Raw genomic sequence first — 18,474 nt, 5'->3', positions numbered from 1 at the left:
CGAACACGCATATTATATTTCATATAATATTGTTTGTCAATGCAGTATTGTATCTTTTTTCGGAGGCTCTCAGAGCAGTTGCAGACTTTCCTTTAATGCAAAGGAATAGATCCATTTTTCCTTGACGGTTTTTCCTTGCCCGGCGCTCAACGCTTTTGCGTAATACTCCAGTTGTATCTGGTATTTGTCCGCCAATTCCCGGGGATGCTGTACCCGATCCGTCTTGTAGTCCAGTACCACGATCCCATCTTCCTCTTCCCACCAGGCGTCTATCATCCCCTGGATCAGAAGAGGCTCCTTCGTCTCCTCCCCTTCTTCCAACTCCATTATAAAGGGCTGCTCTCTGTGCAGGGTTCCTTTTTTCTGTGCCTCCTGCATTCGTTTTCCCACGTCACTGTTCAGAAAGGTTTCTATTTCCTGCAGGTCGATGCACGCTGCCATTTCCTCTGACAGCCGCCCCGTCTGCAGCAGATGATCCAGCTGCCGTTTCAGCTCTGTTTCTTCTGCCAAAGAGACATCCAGCTTTTCCAAAAAACTATGGTACGCCGTTCCTCTGAACGCTCCGGTAGGCGCCTGCGCCCCTTGCAGAAACCGAGGTAAAAGCGGAATCGGATCCGGCTCCTCATACAGATAGTCTCCTTCCGCCGGATCCTGACCGTCTGCTGCCCGCTTTAATTCCGACACGGTATACTTCCATTTTTTCTTGATTCCGGGCGGATAGGGATAAGCGTAGGCTTCCTGCTCTTCCAGGGTCCGGTGCAGTTTTTCCTGGCAGACAGTCTGTCCCAGCCCCTCTGACAGCATGGTTTCTTTGTCCCATGTTCTTTCCCTGTCCTTCTCCTCTTCCCCAAGGATCTCCGATGGGGTCAGGCATTTTACGGAAATGGGGATCTCTTCTGTCAGGCGCACACAGGCAGGCAGGATCCAGTCCCAGTAAGAAACCGCTCCCAAAAGACTGTAGAAAGGCAGGGTAGCTTCTTTTCTCCAGCGTGTTTGCTCATAGGAGGCCAGCTTTTTACTTCCTCCTTCCAGAAGTCCTGTAAGGATCAGCTTTTCCTTCGCCCTTGTCAGCGCCACGTACAGAACCCGCAATTCTTCTCCCATCCCGTCCTGCAGCTCCTCCTTCTGGATGACGGCCTTGATCAGGCTTTTGGTTCTGGTTCTTCGGCTCAGATCCGCCGCATCTAAACCTATCCCCTCTGTTGCGTGCAGGACCACGCTGCTTCTGGTATCCTGTTTATTGATCTTGCGCCCCATTCCGGCCACGATCACAATAGGGAATTCCAGACCCTTACTTTTGTGGATCGTCATCACTCTTACCACGTCCGACTGCTCGTCCTCTGTTCCGGCCTCTCCCAGTTCCACCTCGTTTTTTTGCAGTTGTTCCACATATCTGACAAAATGATAGACCCCTTTGTAACTGGTGGTATCAAACGTCCTGGCTTTTTCCACCAGAAAATCCAGATTGGCCTTTCTCTGCTTTCCTCCCGGCATGGCTGCCATATAAGTTCCATAGCCCGTCTTTTTTAGGATCAGCCGGATCAGCTGATGTACCGGTGTATGGGATAAAAGGGCGGCAAACTCGTCCAGCATGGTAAAACATTCCTGCAGTTTTTCCCGGATGGAAGCATCTTCCCCTTCTTCTTTGTATGTCATGACTGCGTCATAAAAGGGAAGCTGCGGTCGAAAGCTTTTGATCCTGGCCAGCTCCCACTCTCTCAGCCCTGTGACCGGCGAGGTCAGAACGGACGCCAGCGGGATCTCCTGCCTGCGATTGTCCAGCACCCGCAGATAGTCCAGCAGACCGCCCACCTCTATGGTCTCAAAATATCCCTCCTTGTTGACGGCATGGGCCGGGATCCCTTCCTGTCCCAGCACCTCCACCAGCGTTTCTGCCATTTTGGACATACTCCTTGCCAGGATCACAATATCCGAATAGGCGGCGGGTCTTAGGGTTCCGCTTTCTTTGTCCTGCACTTTCTGGAACCGGATCAGCTCCCGGATCCGCAGAGCAATGGCTTTCGCCTCCAGCCGGACAGCCTCCTTTCCCACAATCTTTTCTCCGTCTTCCTGACTTTCTATACAGAGGATCTCCGTATCACACTGACTGCTTTCCGGGTACTCTGCTCCCGGATACAGAGCCACCTCGTCCGTATAGTCGATCCCTCCCAGGCTTTTGACCATACACTGACGAAACAGAAAGTTTACACTGGAAAGCACCTCCTTCCGGCTGCGGAAATTTTTGTGCAGATCCACCCTCTGGGTCGGCCCTTCCTCTCTGCTGTAGGTATCAAACTTTTCTAGAAACAGCTCCGGTCTGGACAGACGGAACCGATAGATACTCTGCTTCACGTCTCCTACCATGAAAATATTGTAGGTTCCCGTTTCCATTCCGGAAATACTGGTCAGTATCGTCTCCTGGATCAGATTACTGTCCTGGTACTCGTCGATCATGATCTCCCGGATCTGTTTCCTGTATTCCCCGGCAATGGCAGTGGGTACAAACCTCCCCTCCCGGGACTCTGTCAGGATCCGTAAGGCATACTGCTCCATGTCTGAAAAATCAATGAGATGTCGCTCCTTCTTTTTGGCCTGATAAACTGCTCCAAATTCCAGCACCAGCTCTGCCAGCTCCTCCACTGCTTCTTTGCACCGTCCCAGGTCTGCCACCATTTCCTCCATTGGCTGGAAAAAATACTGTTTTTGCAGCTCCTGCAGCTCTTTTTTGTATTGATCCCGGATTTCCTTTACCAGTTCCTGGTATTCCGGCAGGGCCTCCGGTTCTTTTTTTCTGGAAAGCGGGGAAAATTTCATCTCTGCGAACTGCTTCTGCCATCCGCCGAGGGATTCTTCCCGCCACAGACTGCGTAAAAGCTCTTCGTCTTTGTCCAGATTATCCAGATATTTGGCGGGTCCCCCTTCCATCATGCAGATCTCCCTGCACTGACGGATCTGTTCCAGTACCTCTGTCAGGCAAAGTCTTACTTCTTCTTTAATAATGGTTCCGCAGGATCCCTCCTCCAGTTCTTTCACCGTATGGACGTCATAGGCTTTGCTCTGCCCTTTCAGCCAGGTTTCCCAGTCCGGATAGCTCCTGGCATAGTCATAGATCCTAAGGGTCAGCTTTTCAATACTTTCATCTCCCTGCCGGCCTGCATAGCCGTCTATCACCTGCAGGAACCGCTCATCTTTCTGCTGATACTTTTCCTCCAGAAGCTCCTCCAGCGCCTCTTTTTTCAGAAGCTTCAGTTCCCCTTCCTCTCCTGTCCGAAACCCCGGCTCCAGATCTGTCACGTGGAAATATTCCCGAATGACCGACATACAGAAGCTGTGTATGGTCATGATCCTGGCCTGGTGGATAAAGTTTGCCTGTTTTTCTAAATGCTCATTCTGTGGATTTTCTTCCACTTTTTTCTCAATGGCTTTGCGGATGCGCTCTTTCATCTCTGCCGCCGCAGCCTCTGTAAAGGTTACCACCAGAAGCTGATCCACGCCGACAGGCTCCTCCTGATCGGTCAGCCGTTGTACGATCCGCTCTACCAGCACTGCCGTTTTCCCGGAGCCGGCCGCTGCCGACACCAGGATGTTCCGGTTTCGCAGATCAATGACTTTCTGCTGATCCTTCGTCCACTTCATCGCCGTCTCCTCCTTTCCGCGTTCGCAGCCGTTCCAGCACTTCCTCTTTTTTCATAGCTTCCAGTTCCTTATAAGAAAACCCTGAAACCTTTTTATCAAACCTGCATATGTTGCTGTAGGGACAATAATCGCATCCGGTTCTGTTTTGCTTGCGATAAGGGCGGATATCCGCCTCCCCCTTAAGGATCCTGTCCGAGATCTCCTCCGACTTCTCCTGTGCATAATCCAGTAGCATCCAGAATTCTTCTTCCGTCAGCACTTTGGAATGGGCGGCTAAAGTCCCGTCCTTGTTCCACTTTAGCGGCAGTATGTCCGCCTGCCGCTCCGTATTTAAGTGGCGAAGGATCTCCTTGTCTCCATTGATGACCCCGTCCGGCTTCAGCTCCGCCAGAAGCTGTCCTTCTCTTTTCTTTTGGAGCTCTGCTTCGCTTTCTTTCTCCTTTGGCTGCAGCTTCTGCACCCAGGGCTCCTGCACCCGGTAGTAAAACATGCCGGCAGGAAGGATCTCCTTGTCCGGCCACTCCTGTCTGCCCAGCTTCAGCGCCTCCCTCATATAGATCATCAGCTGCATCTGAAGCCCGTCATATAATTCGGAAAGATCCAGTTCTTTTCTTCCCGTTTTGTAATCCATGATCTTCAGATAGGCCTTGTCTCCGGCCATGCATACGTCTACCCGGTCGATCTTCCCGTGGCCAAACTCCTTTTCCTCCCAGACCGGCTCAAACTCTCCCGCTGCCAGCTGTCTGGTCAGAGCCCATACCGACCAGTCCATCAAGCGCTGTACCCGCACGGCTGTATAGGCGTTTCTGGCCGTGCTTTTTAAGATCTGGTTCCCGTACTCCTCCACGGCTTCCTCCACGCTCTGCCTGCTCCAGGCTTCTTGTTCTTCCCGAGTCAGCTGCGTCCAGGTTTTCCCTTCCTCCCGGATCCTTTTTGCATACCGTTCCAGCGCATCGTGGCACACATTTCCCAGATCGACCTTCTGAAATCCGTATTCCTGCCGTTCTCTCAGCCTGAGGCCGTATGCGAGAAAATGGGCAAACGCACAGGTTGAAAATTTTTCCAGCCGTGTCACGCTTCCCCGGTACGCCTCCCCATACAGGATTCTGGCATCTTCCTCCCCCACAGGCTGGGGCAGATAGGAATAACGGAATGCCTCCCATACCTTTTCTATCTCTTTTTTGTAGCCCGGTCTGGCCAGCAGCCAGTTTCTGATCTCCTTCCAGGTGTCGTCCATCTGCTCCTTCTGCCAGCCGTTAATGAGATATTCTATCCCGCTTTCTTCGGTCCACTCCCTTTCGTGTGCCGGCTCCTCTGCCGCTTCTATCCGGATGGAGGGGTAGAGCCTCCTGATCTCTCCCATCAGGTAGGATGGCCGGATGGACCTGCCTTCCGAAGAGGTCTGGCTGTAGGAAATAATCAGTCTGTCCGAGGCCTTGGTCAGATTTCGGTATAAGTCAAATTTCTGGATATAGGTCTGCTCCTTTCCCCCGGCAGCCAAAACCAGCTTTTCTTCTTCAAAGCGTTCTCTTTCCTGCTCTGTCAGAAGTCCGTTCCGGGACAGATTTCCGGGAAGGCAGTGATCTCCTGCCCCCACAAAAAATAACACCTTTACCCGATCCATCCTGGTCCGCTCCAGATCTCCTGCCACCACCTGATCCGGGCTTGGCGGTATCACACCGATCCTGGCTTCCGCAAGTCCCGCATCCAACAGCTGGCAGTACTCTTCTAGTCTGATGTTCTCCTCTCCTAAAAGATCTACAAATTTATCAAACACTTCCAGCACAGCCCGGTAGATCTGAGAATATTCCTTTGCAAGAGCCGGTTCCCCTTCCTGCAGCAGGGTCTCTTCCGCCTGCTTCAATTTTTTCTGATGCTCCTGAGACACCATATATCCATACAGTGCCCGGGTCATTTCTCCCACTGTTTTTTTTGATTTTCTTGCCACTTCCCGGACTTCCCGGATCTGCTCCAGAAATGTGATGCGACTCTGATTCAGCGCCGTCAGTTCTTCTTCCGCCATGAAACGCAGCCGTTTATCCCAGAGAGCGTCCCATCTGCCGCCTCCTTTGATCCCCATCCCGATCACATAATTTTCCAGCCGGTCTACCGCATCCCGGCTTAGCAGGGAAAAATCCGATCGCAAGAAGCGGAATACGCCCTCCACAGAAAAATTTTTCTGAAGCAGGTACAGCAGGCTTCGGATATGTTCCAGATAGGGATGCAGCAAAATATTCCGTTTTCTGTCCAGAAAGCAGGGAATCTGATACTGCTCAAAGGCTTCCGTCAGATAATCTCCGTACAATTCCATGTCTCCGGCAATGACTCCGATCTCCCTGTAGCGATACCCCTCCTTCCTTATCAGCTTTCGGATAGCCTGCGCCGTCCAGCCGGCTTCTTCTTTTGGATTTCCGGCCCTTCTCAGCCAGATCCGCTCTGGTGTATACGGGTAAGCCTCTCTTCCTTTTCGGAACAGGTTCTCTTCCAAAAACGCCAGATCCTCCCGTTCCCGAAACCGCGGTGCCGGCATCTCAAACAGAAGTATGTCTTTTTCTACCGGAAGTCCCTTTTCTTCCGCCTGGCTGCAGAGGGAGGCAATCATCTTTTTGCTGCGTGCAAACAGCTGGAACGGGCCTGTATAGTGATAAGCATCCTCCTGTCTCCCCACAGTGGCCGTTACCACTATTTTTTTACAGCAGTCCATCAGGCGTGACAGCACCCGCTGCTGGCGGGGGGTAAATCCCGTAAAGCCATCCAGTACCAGCGTACTTCCCGCCAGAAATTCTGACTGCCCGCAAAGCTTTGCCAGAATATCCAGCAGTCCTTCTTTGACCACGTAGCTTTTTTCCAGATAGGCCAGAAACCCTTCATACAGGATCTCCATATCTCTTAGCTTGCAGGCAAGCAGGGATCCTTCCCTTTCTTTTTCTATCATGCGACGAAGCTCTTCGGGACCGATATCATACTGCATAAATTCAGAGAGAAGCGACTTGATCTCCCGGATATATCCCGCCTTTTTGGCGTTTCCTTTCAACACAGACAATTCCTTTTCCCTGTCTGACGCCACCTTGCGCAGCACTAGGCTTTTCCCTTCTTCATCCAGAAGAGGCAACGGCTGTCCTGTCTCGTTAAACACCCGGTAGGCCAGCCGCTCAAAGCTTAAGACATCCACATTCATCAGCGCATGCCGGGGATGGAGCTCCACCAGCTCCTTCTGGGTCTGCAGGGTAAACTGCTCCGGCACCAGAACGATGTAGGTTTCCTCCGGATTTTTGAGCGCTCCCTCCAGTACCATCCGATACAGATAGGTTGATTTTCCTGACCCTGACGGTCCTAATACAAATTGTAAAGGCATAGGTTTTTCCTCCTATGCCTCAGTATATCATATTCATTTTTGATTTTCTATGTTTCGCCAGAGGGCGTCAGAGACGTAAGCCCGAACCAGAATCCCTTCCTGGGTGTACTCTTCTTCCAGGATCTCTCCCCATTTTCGGATCTCCTGTACCACCCCCATCCGGTCGTAAGGAAATACCTCTTCGATCAGCACATCCTTCTCCCGAAGCAGCAGCTCCACTCCCTGCAGCAGGGCGTCTTCTCCCTCTCCCGTCCTGGCGGAAATCACTGCCTGAAAGTCGCATCGAAAGTCCTTCATCCGCCTTCTTTCGGACAGCTTATCCACCTTGTTAAAGATGGTGACCAAAGGCTTTCCCTTGATGCCCAGCCTGTCCAGCGTCTCATATACCGTGTGCATCTGTCCTTCCATCTGCAAAGAGGAGCTGTCCACCACATGGAAGACCAGATCCGCATATTTTGCCTCTTCCAACGTGCTTTGAAAGGCTTCGATCAGATGGTGCGGCAGCTTGCGGATAAACCCTACCGTATCTGTCAGAAGCACTGTCCTTCCCGAAGGAAGGGTCCATTGCCTGGTGGTAGGATCCAGGGTTGCAAACAGCTTATCCTCTGCCAGGATGTCGGCCTTTGTCAGTCGGTTCAGTAGCGTAGATTTGCCGGCATTGGTATATCCTACAATAGCAATCACCGGTAAGAAGCTCCGGCTCCGGTTCTCCCTTGTGATTTCCCGGTGTCTTTTCACCTCCGCCAGCTCCCGGCTCAGACATGCGATCCTGTGGCGGATGACCCTTCTGTCCGTCTCCAGCTTCTTTTCTCCGGGACCTCTGGTCCCGATCCCGCCTCCCAGTCTGGACATGGCGCTTCCCTTCCCTGTCAGTCTGGACTGCCGGTACTTCAGCTGTGCCAGTTCCACCTGGATCTTTCCTTCACTGGTCCTGGCCCTTGCCGCAAAAATGTCCAGGATCACCAGCGTCCTGTCCATCACCTTGGTTTCCAGCTCCTCCTGAAGATTCCGAAGCTGCACCGGGGACAGTTCATCGTCACACAGGATACCTGTCGCCTCTTTTTCCCAGAGAAGATCCTTGATCTCCTCCAGCTTCCCTTTTCCTACATAGGTCGCCGCATGAGCCATTTCCCGGTTCTGTACGATCTTTCCCACCACCTCTGCTCCCGCCGTCTCCGCCAGGTCTGCCAGCTCCGCCAGTGAATGCTCCGTTTCTTCTTCTGAGGAAGCACTGACTCCCACCAGGATTACCTTTTCTTTCTCTTCCTGTAACTCTATCATCATTTCTCCCTCTGTCTCTGGCACAGGACGGCTCTGTACCCTGCCGCGCCCTTCAAGGCCTCTGTCAAAGATCCCTTGTCCGCAAAAACTCCAGTTCTTTTTTTGCCTTTTCCTGGTCGGGATATTCTTTCACATAGGCTTCCAGCTTTGCTTTCGCACTTTTCCAGTCTTTCAGCTGTTCATACGCTGCGATCTCATTGAGCAGGACCTCCGCCCTTGCTTCCTTGGATAGATCTCCCTCCAACGCCAGGCGATAGTAATTCAATGCGGATCTTGGTTCTCCCAGGTTCAGTTCACAGTCCCCCAGCATTTCGTGAAAGGTGGCAGAGGGCTTTTCCCCCTCTTCCAGCGCTTTTAAAAGCGCCTCCTTAGCTTCCTTGTAATTTCCCAGCTCGTACCGGGCGATCCCGATCCCCCGGTAAGCGTCTCCTTCTTTTATCTTTTCCTGGATAGCCTTTTCAAATTGCGTGATAGCCTTTTCATAGTTTCCTTCTTTTAAATATTCCACACCCTTTTCAGACGGGTTTTCCCTGCAGCCTGCCAGCAGAGCTCCCAGGGCAAGAACGACTCCCAGCTTTCCTATTCGCTTGATCCAGTTTTCTTTTCCCATCCTCTTTCCCCTTACTATTCTGTGATATGCTCCATTCCCTGCTGGAGGATCTGCCGGATATGACCGTCTGCCAGGGAATAGAACACGCTTTTCCCTTCTCTTCTGCTTCCTACCAGTTTCATCTGTTTTAAGATCCGCAGCTGATGCGAGATCGCCGACTGAGTCATTCCCAGCACCTCTGCCAGATCGCACACGCACAGTTCGTAGTCCAGCATGACATACAACAATTTCACCCTCGTGGCGTCTCCAAACACCTTGTAAAAATCTGCCAGATTTTGAAGCAACTCCTGGGGCGGCAGCTTGTCCTTTGCCTCCTGCACCGGTTTTTCATGGATGCACAGCTCCTCGCAGACATCCTTGTCTGATTTCTTCATGCACTCTGTCCTTTCCTGTGTCCCCGGAACGATTTACCGCCGGGAACCGGCTTTTCGTTACTTCCTCTATTATGGCAAATGCCTTCTTATTTTTCAACTGTTTCCGCCCGCTTTTCCTGTCTTTCCTGCTTTCGGATATCCAGAATCCCTCTTGCTGCATTCAATACACAAAGCATCGCCACTCCGGTATCGGCAAAAATTGCCATCCACATATTCGCATAACCTGCAAATCCCAGCAGCATCACCAGAAATTTGATTCCTAATGCCCCTGCCACATTCTGGAGGACGATCTTTCTGGTCCTTTCTGCAATGGCAAGGCTGTCCGTGACGGCGTCCACCCGGGAAGTCATGTATACCACATCCGCCACTTCCATGGCAGCATCCGCGCCGCTTCCCATAGCGGCTCCTACATCTGCGTTTGCCAGCACCGGAGCATCATTGATCCCATCTCCTACAAAAAGGACGGCGCCGCTGTTTTTTCTGATCTTTTGAAGCTGCTCCAGCTTTTCCTGGGGCAGCAGCTGTGCATAAACCTCTTCTATCCCTGCTGCTTTCGCCGCTTCTTTTGCGGGTGCTTCCCTGTCTCCGGTCAGCATGGCAACGCCCAGCCCCTGCCGCTTTATTTCCCGAACAGCTTCTTTTGCCTCCTCCTTGACCTGATCCGCCACTTCTACAGACCCCTGCAGGATTCCATTGACCGCCACGAACACCTCCGTCCCCCGATCGCCGGACTTTGTGTACCCCTGTACCTGCTCCTCCTTCATCCAGTCTCCGTTTCCACACAGAACAATTCCCTCTTTGAAAACCGCCCGGATGCCCTTCCCCGGAAGCTCCTCCAGCGTTTCCGGCTGTGTCAGCTTCAGTCCCTGCCTGTTTGCTTCTTCCAGGATACTGCGTCCGATCGGATGGGAGGAATGCAGCTCACAATCTGCCGCCATCGTCAGGATCTGCTTCCTTGTCAGTCTTCCAAAAGATACCACGTCCTGTACGACAAATTTTCCGTTGGTCAGCGTTCCCGTTTTGTCCAGAACCACCGTTTTTATTTCTTTCAACGCTTCCATAGCGGCTCCCCCCTTAAACAGGATCCCTCTTTTTGCCGCTCCTCCGATCCCTGCAAAAAATGCCAGAGGCACGCTAAGCACCAGAGCGCAAGGACAACTGATGACCAGGAAGGTAACGGCTGTATAGATCCATTGTCTGGGATTTCCCCAGATGAGAGAAGGAAGAATCGCCGTCAAAAGAGCGATCCCCACTACCACAGGAGTATAGATTCTGGCAAATCGGGTTAAAAAGCGATCGATCTTTGGTTTTGACGCCGCCGCATGTTCCACTGCATCCAAAATACGGCTGACCATAGATTCTTCCAGCCTTTTTTCTACCCGGATATGCAGCATCCCGTTCTGATTGACACAGCCGGACAAAACTTCCATCCCTTCTTCTACGTATACCGGAACAGATTCTCCCGTAATGGCAGAGGTGTCCACCCTGCCGCTTCCTGCTACCACCTTTCCGTCCAGCGGAACCCTGTCTCCTGCACGCACCAGGATCACGTCTCCCGGTCTCGCTTCCTCCGCCGGAATGGAAACCGTTTTTCCCTCCTTGACCACCGTTACCTGCTCCGGGCGCAGATCCACTGCATCCACGACCATGTTCCGGCTTCTTTCTACTGCAATATCCTCAAACAGCTCTCCGATTCGGTAAAACAGCATGACGCCCGCCGCTTCCATCATTTCTCCCATTCCCATAGCCGCAATGGTCGCAACACTCATCAGGAAGTTTTCATCAAACACACTTCCCCGGATGATATTACGCACCGCTTTCCAGAGCACCTCATACCCCAGCCCCAGATAGGCCGCCACCAGCAGGATCGTCCCATAGATCTGTCCTTCCCAGATACGCCCCAGGATCCCTCCTGCCGCCAAAAGGATTCCCGACACTCCTATAAGCAGCAGTTCCCTCTTCTGATCCTTTGACAGTTTTTCTCTTCTTGTTTCTTTTTTCTCCCGTTTGTTCTGCCGCGGGATAAGCTGCACCTCCGGCTCTATGGACTGACAGATCTGCTGCAGCTGCTCCAGACTGGCGTCCGGGTCTTCCCCTTCCACCGTCAGGCACTTGGTGGCAAATACCAGCTGCGCCCGTCTGATCCCCGGAAGCCGCCCGATCTTTTCTTCCATTTTGGCTCCACAGCCTGCACAGTTTAAATGTTCTATGGTATATTCCCGTTTCATACAAAAACCCCCTGTATCTATATTAACAATTGAACACATGAATGTTTGTTCAATTGTTAATATATTCCTCAGAGGGGTATCTGTCAAGTACTTTCTTTATTCGTATTTGCTTTTGTATTTGTTTTCGTATTTCTTTTTTGTAGCTCTCTTTTACACTTGTTCTTGTATCCGCTTTTCTTCTGTTGTTTCGTGCGGTTTATTCAATCTGCCAATCAATGGGAATTTCTCCGTTCTTTTCCAAAAATTGGTTCGCCGCGGAAAAATGGCGACTTCCAAAGAATCCCCGATATGCGGACAGCGGACTGGGATGGGGCGCTTTCAAAACCAGATGCCTGGGATTATCCAGCATAGCCGCCTTCCTCTGTGCAGGGCTTCCCCACAGCAGGAATACCATTGGCCGATCCTGTGTATTCAAAATCCGGATCGCAGCATCGGTAAACTCCTCCCAGCCGATCCCTCTGTGGGAATTTGCCTGATGCGCCCTCACCGTCAGTACCGTGTTCAAAAGCAGGACTCCCTGCCCGGCCCACTTGGTCAGGCAGCCGTGCTTCGGTATCGTGCAGCCCAGGTCGTCATGCAGCTCCTGATAGATATTCACAAGAGACGGCGGGATCGGTACCTGCTTTCGCACGGAAAAACAAAGCCCGTGCGCCTGGCCCACATTGTGATAAGGATCCTGCCCTAAAATGACCACCTTCACCTCTTTCAGCGGGGTCAGATGAAAGGCATTAAACAGATCCTCCGCCGGCGGAAACACCACCTGCGTCCGGTACTCTTTCTGCACCGTTTCAAATAGCTGCCGGTAATACGGTTTCCCAAACTCCTTTGACAAGGGCGACAGCCAGTCGTTTTGAATTCCTGCCATTTTTCCTCCTCCTATTTTCTGTCCAGTTCAAACCAGAACTCCACTCCATCCTCCCTGTTTTCCACGCCAAAATTCTGATGGAAGGAATCCATGATGGCCTTGACAATAGACAGTCCGATTCCGTTTCCTCCATATTCCCTGGTGTGGGCTTTGTCTACTTTATAGAATTTTTCCCAAATGTGCGGCAGATCCTCTTCCGGAATGGGATTTCCGGTATTGAACACCCGGACTCTCGCCTTCTCCTCCGTCGTCTCAATAGCCACCTTCACTCGCTTTTCTCCTTTTACATGGTGGAATGCATTGGAGATATAGTTGCGGATCACCTGCTCCACCTTAAACTCTTCTGCCCATACATACACCGGCCGTTCCAGAGATGCCGTTACCTGAACCCCTTCCTGCGCCGCCAGGATCTCCATGCTCTGCAAAACACCTCTGGTCAGCTCTGTTAAGTCAAATCGTTCAAACGGCGTCTCCTCACTGCCAAACTCCAACTGGTTCAACGTCAGAAGATTTCGGACCATCTGGTTCATTTTCCCCGCTTCATCCAAGATCACATCACAGTAAAAGTCTCTGCTGTCTGCGTCTTCGCTGATTCCTTCCTTCAATCCTTCCGCATACCCCTGGATCAAAGCCAGAGGGGTTTTTAACTCGTGGGACACGTTTCCCAGAAATTCATTTCGCATTTCTTCCAGCTTTTCTTTTCTCCGGATATCCTGTTTCAGTTGATTATTGGCGCTTTTCAGCTGCGCGACCGCCTCCTTCAGACTTTGTGACATCCGGTTGAAATTTTCTCCCAGCTCGGCGATCTCATTTTTCCCGCCTCTTTCATACCTAGCTTCAAAATCCAGATCCGCCATTCGTCTGGAAAGCACTGCCAGTTCCTGAATGGGATCTGTCAATCTCTTGGAAAAATACCAGATAAAAACAGCCGATATTCCAAGAAGCGCCGCTCCCGAAAGAAGCAAAAAGCGATTGGATACCGCCACGCTTTCTTTGATGCTTTCCAGCGGACTTCTGATCAGAAAAGTCTGACCGCTTTTCAGCTTGCCCCACATTTCCACATAGTCTGTTTTATTCCACGGATCCCAGGACTGGTTGATCTCATACCCGTCCGTCCTCGCCAGCACCTTCCCTTTTTTCTGCGTCTGGTTCAGCAGATATCCCAGCAGCTGATTGTACAACATTTCCTTATCGTTGACATTGGTCAGCACCTCCTGGGAATCCTCTCCCATGATCAAAAAAGAAATGTTGGATTTTTCCGCGAACCGGAGAAGATCATCCGGAATATCCTGCCACTTGATCTTGTCCTGGGCTGCTGTCAATTGAAGCCGTCTGTAGACCTCCACAAACTGATTCTTTTTGTTTGAGATATAATAGGGCTGCAGAAACCTTCCGTTCAACACCATCAGGGCAACCACCCACAATGCCAGCAGCCCGATAAATACCAGCAGCATCTGCTTTTTTATGGACTGTCTTTTCTGTGTTTTCATGCCTCCACCTCAAACTTATATCCCATTCCCCATACGGTTTTGATATAGTCGCCTTTACTTCCCAGCTTGTTGCGCAGCTTTTTCACATGGGTATCGATGGTTCTGGCATCTCCAAAGTAATCGTAATTCCACACATGGTTCAGGATCTTCTCCCTGGAGAGCGCCAGTCCTTGATTCTGGGCGAAATAGGTCAGAAGTTCAAATTCTTTATAGCTGAGCACCACCTCTGTTCCGTCTATGCTGACCTGGTGCGCCGCCTTGTCGATCACGATGCCTCCTACGTCCAGCACTTCCCCGCCTCCTCCGGCAGATCGCCGCAAAATGGCCTCTACCCGCGCCACCAGGATCTTGGGGCTGAAAGGCTTGGAGATGTATTCATCCACTCCTATTGCAAACCCCTGCAGCTCATCTCTTTCCTCCGACCGGGCCGTCAGCATGATAATGGGAACCTCCGATGTCTGCCGAATCTCCCTGCAGGTTTGCCATCCATCCATTCTGGGCATCATCACGTCCAGGATCACCACCCCGATATCCCTTTCCCGATAAAAGACTTCCATGGCCTCCATTCCGTCAGAAGCCTCCAAAACCACATAGCCCTCCCGGTGTAAAAAGTCTCCCACCAGCTTTCTCATCCTTGCCTCGTCATCCACCACCAGGATCTTTGTCTTTTCCATCTGCGTCACCTCTTTTTCTATCCTTTTTGCAGAAAGCTTCTTCTGCTGAAAATCCTTTCCATATAATCTTTTATTTTAACAGATAAGTATGTTATTTGTGTGAAATCTTTTTGTTTCCTTCCAGTAAAAAGGAGAGCCGCCTAACCCGACTCCCCTTTTTTGGTATTCCGTGTTATTTTTCTCGGCTCACCTGGAATGTTCTGCTTCTTCCCTCCCGGAGATATCGTTCTATCTCCCTTTTCAGGCATGACATCTGAGAACGGCTTACCGGAATTTCCTCGCCGCCTTCCATGTAGACAGAACGCTTTCCGATGCCTGTCACATACTTCAGGTTCACGATATGTCCTCTGTCTACCAAAAGAAATCTTTTTTTGTCCAGTTCTTCCAGTAAAAGAGCGATGCTGATCCTTTCCCGAATCCTTTCTTCTTTTATGACATATTCCACATATTTGGCGCCCTTGAGTTTTCTGATACAGACAATATCCTCCTGTCTGATCTTTCTGTAGATCCGTCCCAAGGATACCCATCTGTTTCTTTCTATGCCCTCTTTCTGAACAGCCTCTTGCTCCTCTTCTGTGATCTTCCTCTCTATCACCTTGTTCTCTCTCACTCCTTTAAGTGTTCGACGCTTTCTTTCAAATGTTGGAGACTTCTCCCAAAATATGTTTCCGGGAGAAGCGCTCCCCCTCTATGCCCTCCATTCCATCAGACATCATTTGGAAAATCAGATTTGTCTCAAAAGATGTGTCGATTCCGATCGGTGTTTGCTGAACTGCAAAAGAGATGTCCTTTTTCATGGTGACAGTCCGTCTTTTCTCTGATTCTGATCCTATTATATCCTATTTCTTTTTCTTTGTTTTCTCTCTTGTCTTTTCTTGATATTGAATATTATTAAACCGGTTTCTTACTTGTAAATTTCTATTTTCCCTATCTGTTGGTACAATAATAGAGCGAAGGAGTTGGATATATTCATGCAGATTGGATCACGCATTAAATCTATTCGAGAATCAAAACAAATGAGCCAGAAAAAGCTTGCAGACTCTATTCATGTTTCTCCGAGTTTGATCAATCGGATCGAAAAGGGAACTGCAAACGTCAGCTTGGAGAGTGTATGCGACATTGCAAAAGCGCTGGGTGTCACTCCCCAGGACGTTTTGTGCGATATTTTTGTCTACCCGGAGATTGATGAGATGTCGGTTGCCGAACAGGCCAGATACGTGATCGAAAAGCTCCCGCTTCGCAAGCAGGAAGAGATCCTGCGCATCTTGGAATTTATACAGTCTTCTTTGTCAGATCCTGCAGAATGATGCGTTTTCCCAGTCTATTTTCTCAAACAGTGCTTTATGATCGCCGTCATTTCTCATAAAGCCCTTTCTGTATCGGTTTGTTTTCCTTCAAATACGTTTTGGAAACATACGATTTTTTCTTGGATTATACCCTATTCTCCCTTGTTTTTCACCTATTTGGCCATCAACCGTATGGTTTTAGGACATGAATAGCGACATTATGCAAAAAAATCCGGAAGATTTTCATTTTTGAGAACTTCTCCCGAATTTATCAGTAATATATCTTTTAAAATACTCCTGTCACAAAAATCTCCACACCGATGGCAATCAGGATCACTCCTCCCAGAATAGAGGCCTTGCCGGAAAACCCTGTTCCAAATTGCCGGCCAATCTGCAGTCCCAGAAGGGATGTGGCAAAGGTAACAGCCGCAATGATAAGGGAACAGACCAGCGCCATCAAAGCCCCGTAGTCGGCAATGGTGAAGCCTACGGACAGCGCGTCGATAGAGGTTGCCACTCCCTGCAGAAACAAGACAGAAAGCCCCAGTTTTGTCTGTACTGCCTCTTCTTCTCCTCCCCGGATCCCTTCCAGCAGCATTTTTCCGCCTATAAACGAAAGCAGCAGCAGCGCGATCCAGGGGATTCCTCTGGACAGCAGTTGAAAGCGCTGCACCATCGTGTGCACACATATCCACCCAAGCATGGGCATGGCCGCCTGAAATCCTGCAAACATCCCTGCGATCCCACACATTTTTCGCCTTCCCATCTTCGGCTCATTCAGTCCGTTAGCCAAAGAAACCGAAAACGCATCCATGGCAAGTCCCTCGCCCAGCAAAATACTATTGACAAAAAACAACACGCTCCACTTCACTTCTCTGCCTCCCGCCATCTCCAGGATCCGGCTTTTTTCGCCCGTCCCTCTCTCTTTTTCTCCGTCTCATAACATACGAAAAAGTTTCCCATGTTTCTTTTCTTTTGTCAATCTTTTCTTTTCCGCCTTTTCCTTTGATTCCTCCTTTGATTTTTTCCCGTCTCTTTTCGCATTTTCCCGCTTCTTCTCCTTCTCTTGCCATCTTTTTTCATTTTTCCACGCCCCCCTCTCACTGTTTACCGTTTGCTTTTCAATATCACACAAGCCGTAGAAAAATCTGCCAGAGGCAGGCCGGCTTCTTGTCTTTTTACTTCCGTCATGATAAATTATAGAGAAACACCCGTTGTCTGACACGATTCTATTTCATAGAAATGAGGTATGATGATGCACTTTCAAATGATCCACGAAAATCTGAACGTTTTTGATCTAAAGCGCTCCCTGCACTTCTATCAGGAGGCGTTGGGACTGACGGAGGTCCGCAGAAAAGAAGCCCCGGACGGTTCTTTTATCATTGTATATCTGGCTGCTCCGGAGGGGAGCTTTCAACTGGAGCTTACCTGGCTAAGAGACTTTGACCGTCCCTACCAGCTTGGCGACAACGAATTCCACCTGGCGTTTCGCACCGACGATTTCGAGGCCGCTCACCGGCATCATAGTAACATGGACTGCATCTGTTTTGAGAACCCTTCCATGGGTATCTACTTCATCAGCGACCCGGATGGATACTGGCTGGAAATCCTGCCGCCCGCCTAAACCACCCCTTCCCTTGTTCTACGGACATGGGGATCCTCTACACCGAAGGCATTGTTTCTTAAGTTTCGTCAGCATTTCATTTCCCTGTCATGCTGTACCTGCTAAAAACGATCTGCTCCCAGATAAGGAGGACGATTATGGAAAGAAAACCCGAATGGCTAAGAGCCATGTTTTTACATCAAAGCAGTCACGCGGCGCGTATCAGCGCTTCTAAGGTCCGGCATCTGATGAACGACCTGCATTTGAATACAGTCTGTAAGGAAGCCAACTGTCCTAACCTGGGAGAATGTTATGCCAAACAGACTGCCACCTTTATGATCCTGGGCAGCCAATGTACCCGCAACTGCGGCTTCTGCAATGTCACCTGCGGAAAGCCGGATGCCGTAGATCCACAGGAGCCGGATCATGTAGCCAATGCTGTGAAAGAACTGGGTCTGAAGCATGTAGTCATCACCAGTGTAACGAGAGACGATCTTCCCCACGGAGGCGCAGAGCATTTTGCCCGGACCACCGAGGCGGTCCGAAGAGAAAACCCAAAGGTCACCATTGAACTGTTGATCCCCGATCTGAAAGGAGACAAAGAAAGTCTGGATCTTGTGCTGGCCTCTTCTCCCGATATTCTCAACCACAACATGGAAACCGTTGCCCGGCTTTATCCTGCGGTACGCCCGCAGGCCCGATATGAACGTTCTCTGGAAGTCCTGCGCTACTGCAAGGAAAAAGGCCGCGGGCTCCTGACAAAGACAGGGATCATGGTGGGACTTGGCGAGGAGATTCCGGAGGTGGAAAAGCTGATGGACGACGTCCTTGCTGTCGGCTGCGACATCCTGACCATCGGCCAGTACCTTCGTCCTTCCATGAAGCACCTGCCGGTGGTGGAGTATGTGTATCCCGACCGCTTTGAACACTACCGCAGAGTCGGACTGGACAAGGGCTTTGCTTTTGTTGCCAGTTCTCCTTTGGTGCGCAGCTCCTATCAGGCGGAGGATGCCTTTTCTGCCTGCAAGCAAAAAAAAGAGGCCGGTTCCCTCTAATTTTTTCCATGCCCGTA

Annotated in this window: 14 protein-coding genes; 3 read left to right on the top strand and 11 right to left on the bottom strand. The window is 50.6% G+C overall.

The genetic code is table 11. The features are described from left to right. Positions 1 to 69 precede the first annotated feature (69 nt). The 10 genes from addA to FYJ34_RS08530 form a co-directional block, all read right to left on the bottom strand. On the bottom strand, positions 70 to 3,636 hold the full coding sequence (gene addA, locus FYJ34_RS08575) for a helicase-exonuclease AddAB subunit AddA (RefSeq protein ID WP_154477864.1): 3,567 nt from the start codon (positions 3,634 to 3,636) through the stop codon (positions 70 to 72). Continuing rightward, on the bottom strand, positions 3,602 to 6,991 hold the full coding sequence (locus FYJ34_RS08570) for a PD-(D/E)XK nuclease family protein (protein WP_154477862.1): 3,390 nt from the start codon (positions 6,989 to 6,991) through the stop codon (positions 3,602 to 3,604). Before FYJ34_RS08570 ends, addA begins: the two co-directional genes overlap by 35 nt. 33 nt (positions 6,992 to 7,024) lie before the next feature. Further along, positions 7,025 to 8,272, bottom strand: coding sequence for a GTPase HflX (gene hflX / locus FYJ34_RS08565; RefSeq protein ID WP_154478867.1), 1,248 nt, complete (start codon positions 8,270 to 8,272; stop codon positions 7,025 to 7,027). 64 nt (positions 8,273 to 8,336) lie between these two features. After that, positions 8,337 to 8,882, bottom strand: a complete 546-nt coding sequence (locus tag FYJ34_RS08560) for a tetratricopeptide repeat protein (RefSeq protein ID WP_154477860.1) — start codon at positions 8,880 to 8,882, stop codon at positions 8,337 to 8,339. 14 nt (positions 8,883 to 8,896) lie between these two features. Continuing rightward, positions 8,897 to 9,256, bottom strand: a complete 360-nt coding sequence (locus FYJ34_RS08555) for an ArsR/SmtB family transcription factor (RefSeq protein WP_154477858.1) — start codon at positions 9,254 to 9,256, stop codon at positions 8,897 to 8,899. A gap of 86 nt (positions 9,257 to 9,342) precedes the next feature. Further along, the gene (locus tag FYJ34_RS08550) at positions 9,343 to 11,484 is read right to left on the bottom strand and encodes a heavy metal translocating P-type ATPase (protein WP_154477857.1); all 2,142 of its coding nucleotides are present in this window, start codon (positions 11,482 to 11,484) and stop codon (positions 9,343 to 9,345) included. A gap of 196 nt (positions 11,485 to 11,680) precedes the next feature. Beyond that, positions 11,681 to 12,349: a uracil-DNA glycosylase gene (ung, locus tag FYJ34_RS08545; protein WP_154477855.1), complete on the bottom strand. Its 669-nt coding sequence runs from the start codon at positions 12,347 to 12,349 to the stop codon at positions 11,681 to 11,683. Positions 12,350 to 12,360: 11 nt separating this feature from the next. Next, entirely contained in the window at positions 12,361 to 13,839 is a 1,479-nt protein-coding gene (locus FYJ34_RS08540) for a sensor histidine kinase (protein ID WP_154477853.1), read from the bottom strand. Next, positions 13,836 to 14,513 carry a response regulator transcription factor gene (locus FYJ34_RS08535; protein ID WP_154477851.1) on the bottom strand — a complete coding sequence of 226 codons (678 nt, stop codon included), beginning with the start codon at positions 14,511 to 14,513 and terminating at the stop codon, positions 13,836 to 13,838. Before FYJ34_RS08535 ends, FYJ34_RS08540 begins: the two co-directional genes overlap by 4 nt. Positions 14,514 to 14,685: 172 nt before the next feature. Continuing rightward, entirely contained in the window at positions 14,686 to 15,108 is a 423-nt protein-coding gene (locus FYJ34_RS08530; protein ID WP_154477849.1) for a LytR/AlgR family response regulator transcription factor, read from the bottom strand. A 376-nt stretch (positions 15,109 to 15,484) separates the two neighbouring features. On the opposite strand from FYJ34_RS08530, the gene FYJ34_RS08525 reads away from it, so the two are divergent. Beyond that, complete coding sequence (locus tag FYJ34_RS08525; protein WP_154477847.1) at positions 15,485 to 15,820, top strand: helix-turn-helix domain-containing protein; 336 nt, start codon at positions 15,485 to 15,487, stop codon at positions 15,818 to 15,820. A gap of 265 nt (positions 15,821 to 16,085) precedes the next feature. On the opposite strand, the gene FYJ34_RS08520 is transcribed toward FYJ34_RS08525, so the two are convergent. Further along, positions 16,086 to 16,670 carry a manganese efflux pump MntP gene (locus tag FYJ34_RS08520; protein ID WP_330582559.1) on the bottom strand — a complete coding sequence of 195 codons (585 nt, stop codon included), beginning with the start codon at positions 16,668 to 16,670 and terminating at the stop codon, positions 16,086 to 16,088. Positions 16,671 to 17,054: 384 nt separating this feature from the next. Between FYJ34_RS08520 and FYJ34_RS08515 the strand changes: the two genes are divergently transcribed. Further along, a complete protein-coding gene (locus FYJ34_RS08515) occupies positions 17,055 to 17,423 on the top strand; it encodes a VOC family protein (RefSeq protein ID WP_154477843.1) in 369 nt (122 codons plus the stop codon). Positions 17,424 to 17,512: 89 nt separating this feature from the next. Further along, positions 17,513 to 18,457, top strand: coding sequence for a lipoyl synthase (gene lipA / locus FYJ34_RS08510; RefSeq protein ID WP_154477841.1), 945 nt, complete (start codon positions 17,513 to 17,515; stop codon positions 18,455 to 18,457). Positions 18,458 to 18,474 lie beyond the last annotated feature (17 nt).

Origin of the sequence: Suipraeoptans intestinalis, from assembly GCF_009696485.1 — a bacterium.
Lineage (GTDB): Bacteria > Bacillota > Clostridia > Lachnospirales > Lachnospiraceae > Suipraeoptans > Suipraeoptans intestinalis.
Note: the sequence above shows the minus strand (reverse complement) of the source record. Positions and strands in the feature narration are given on the sequence as shown.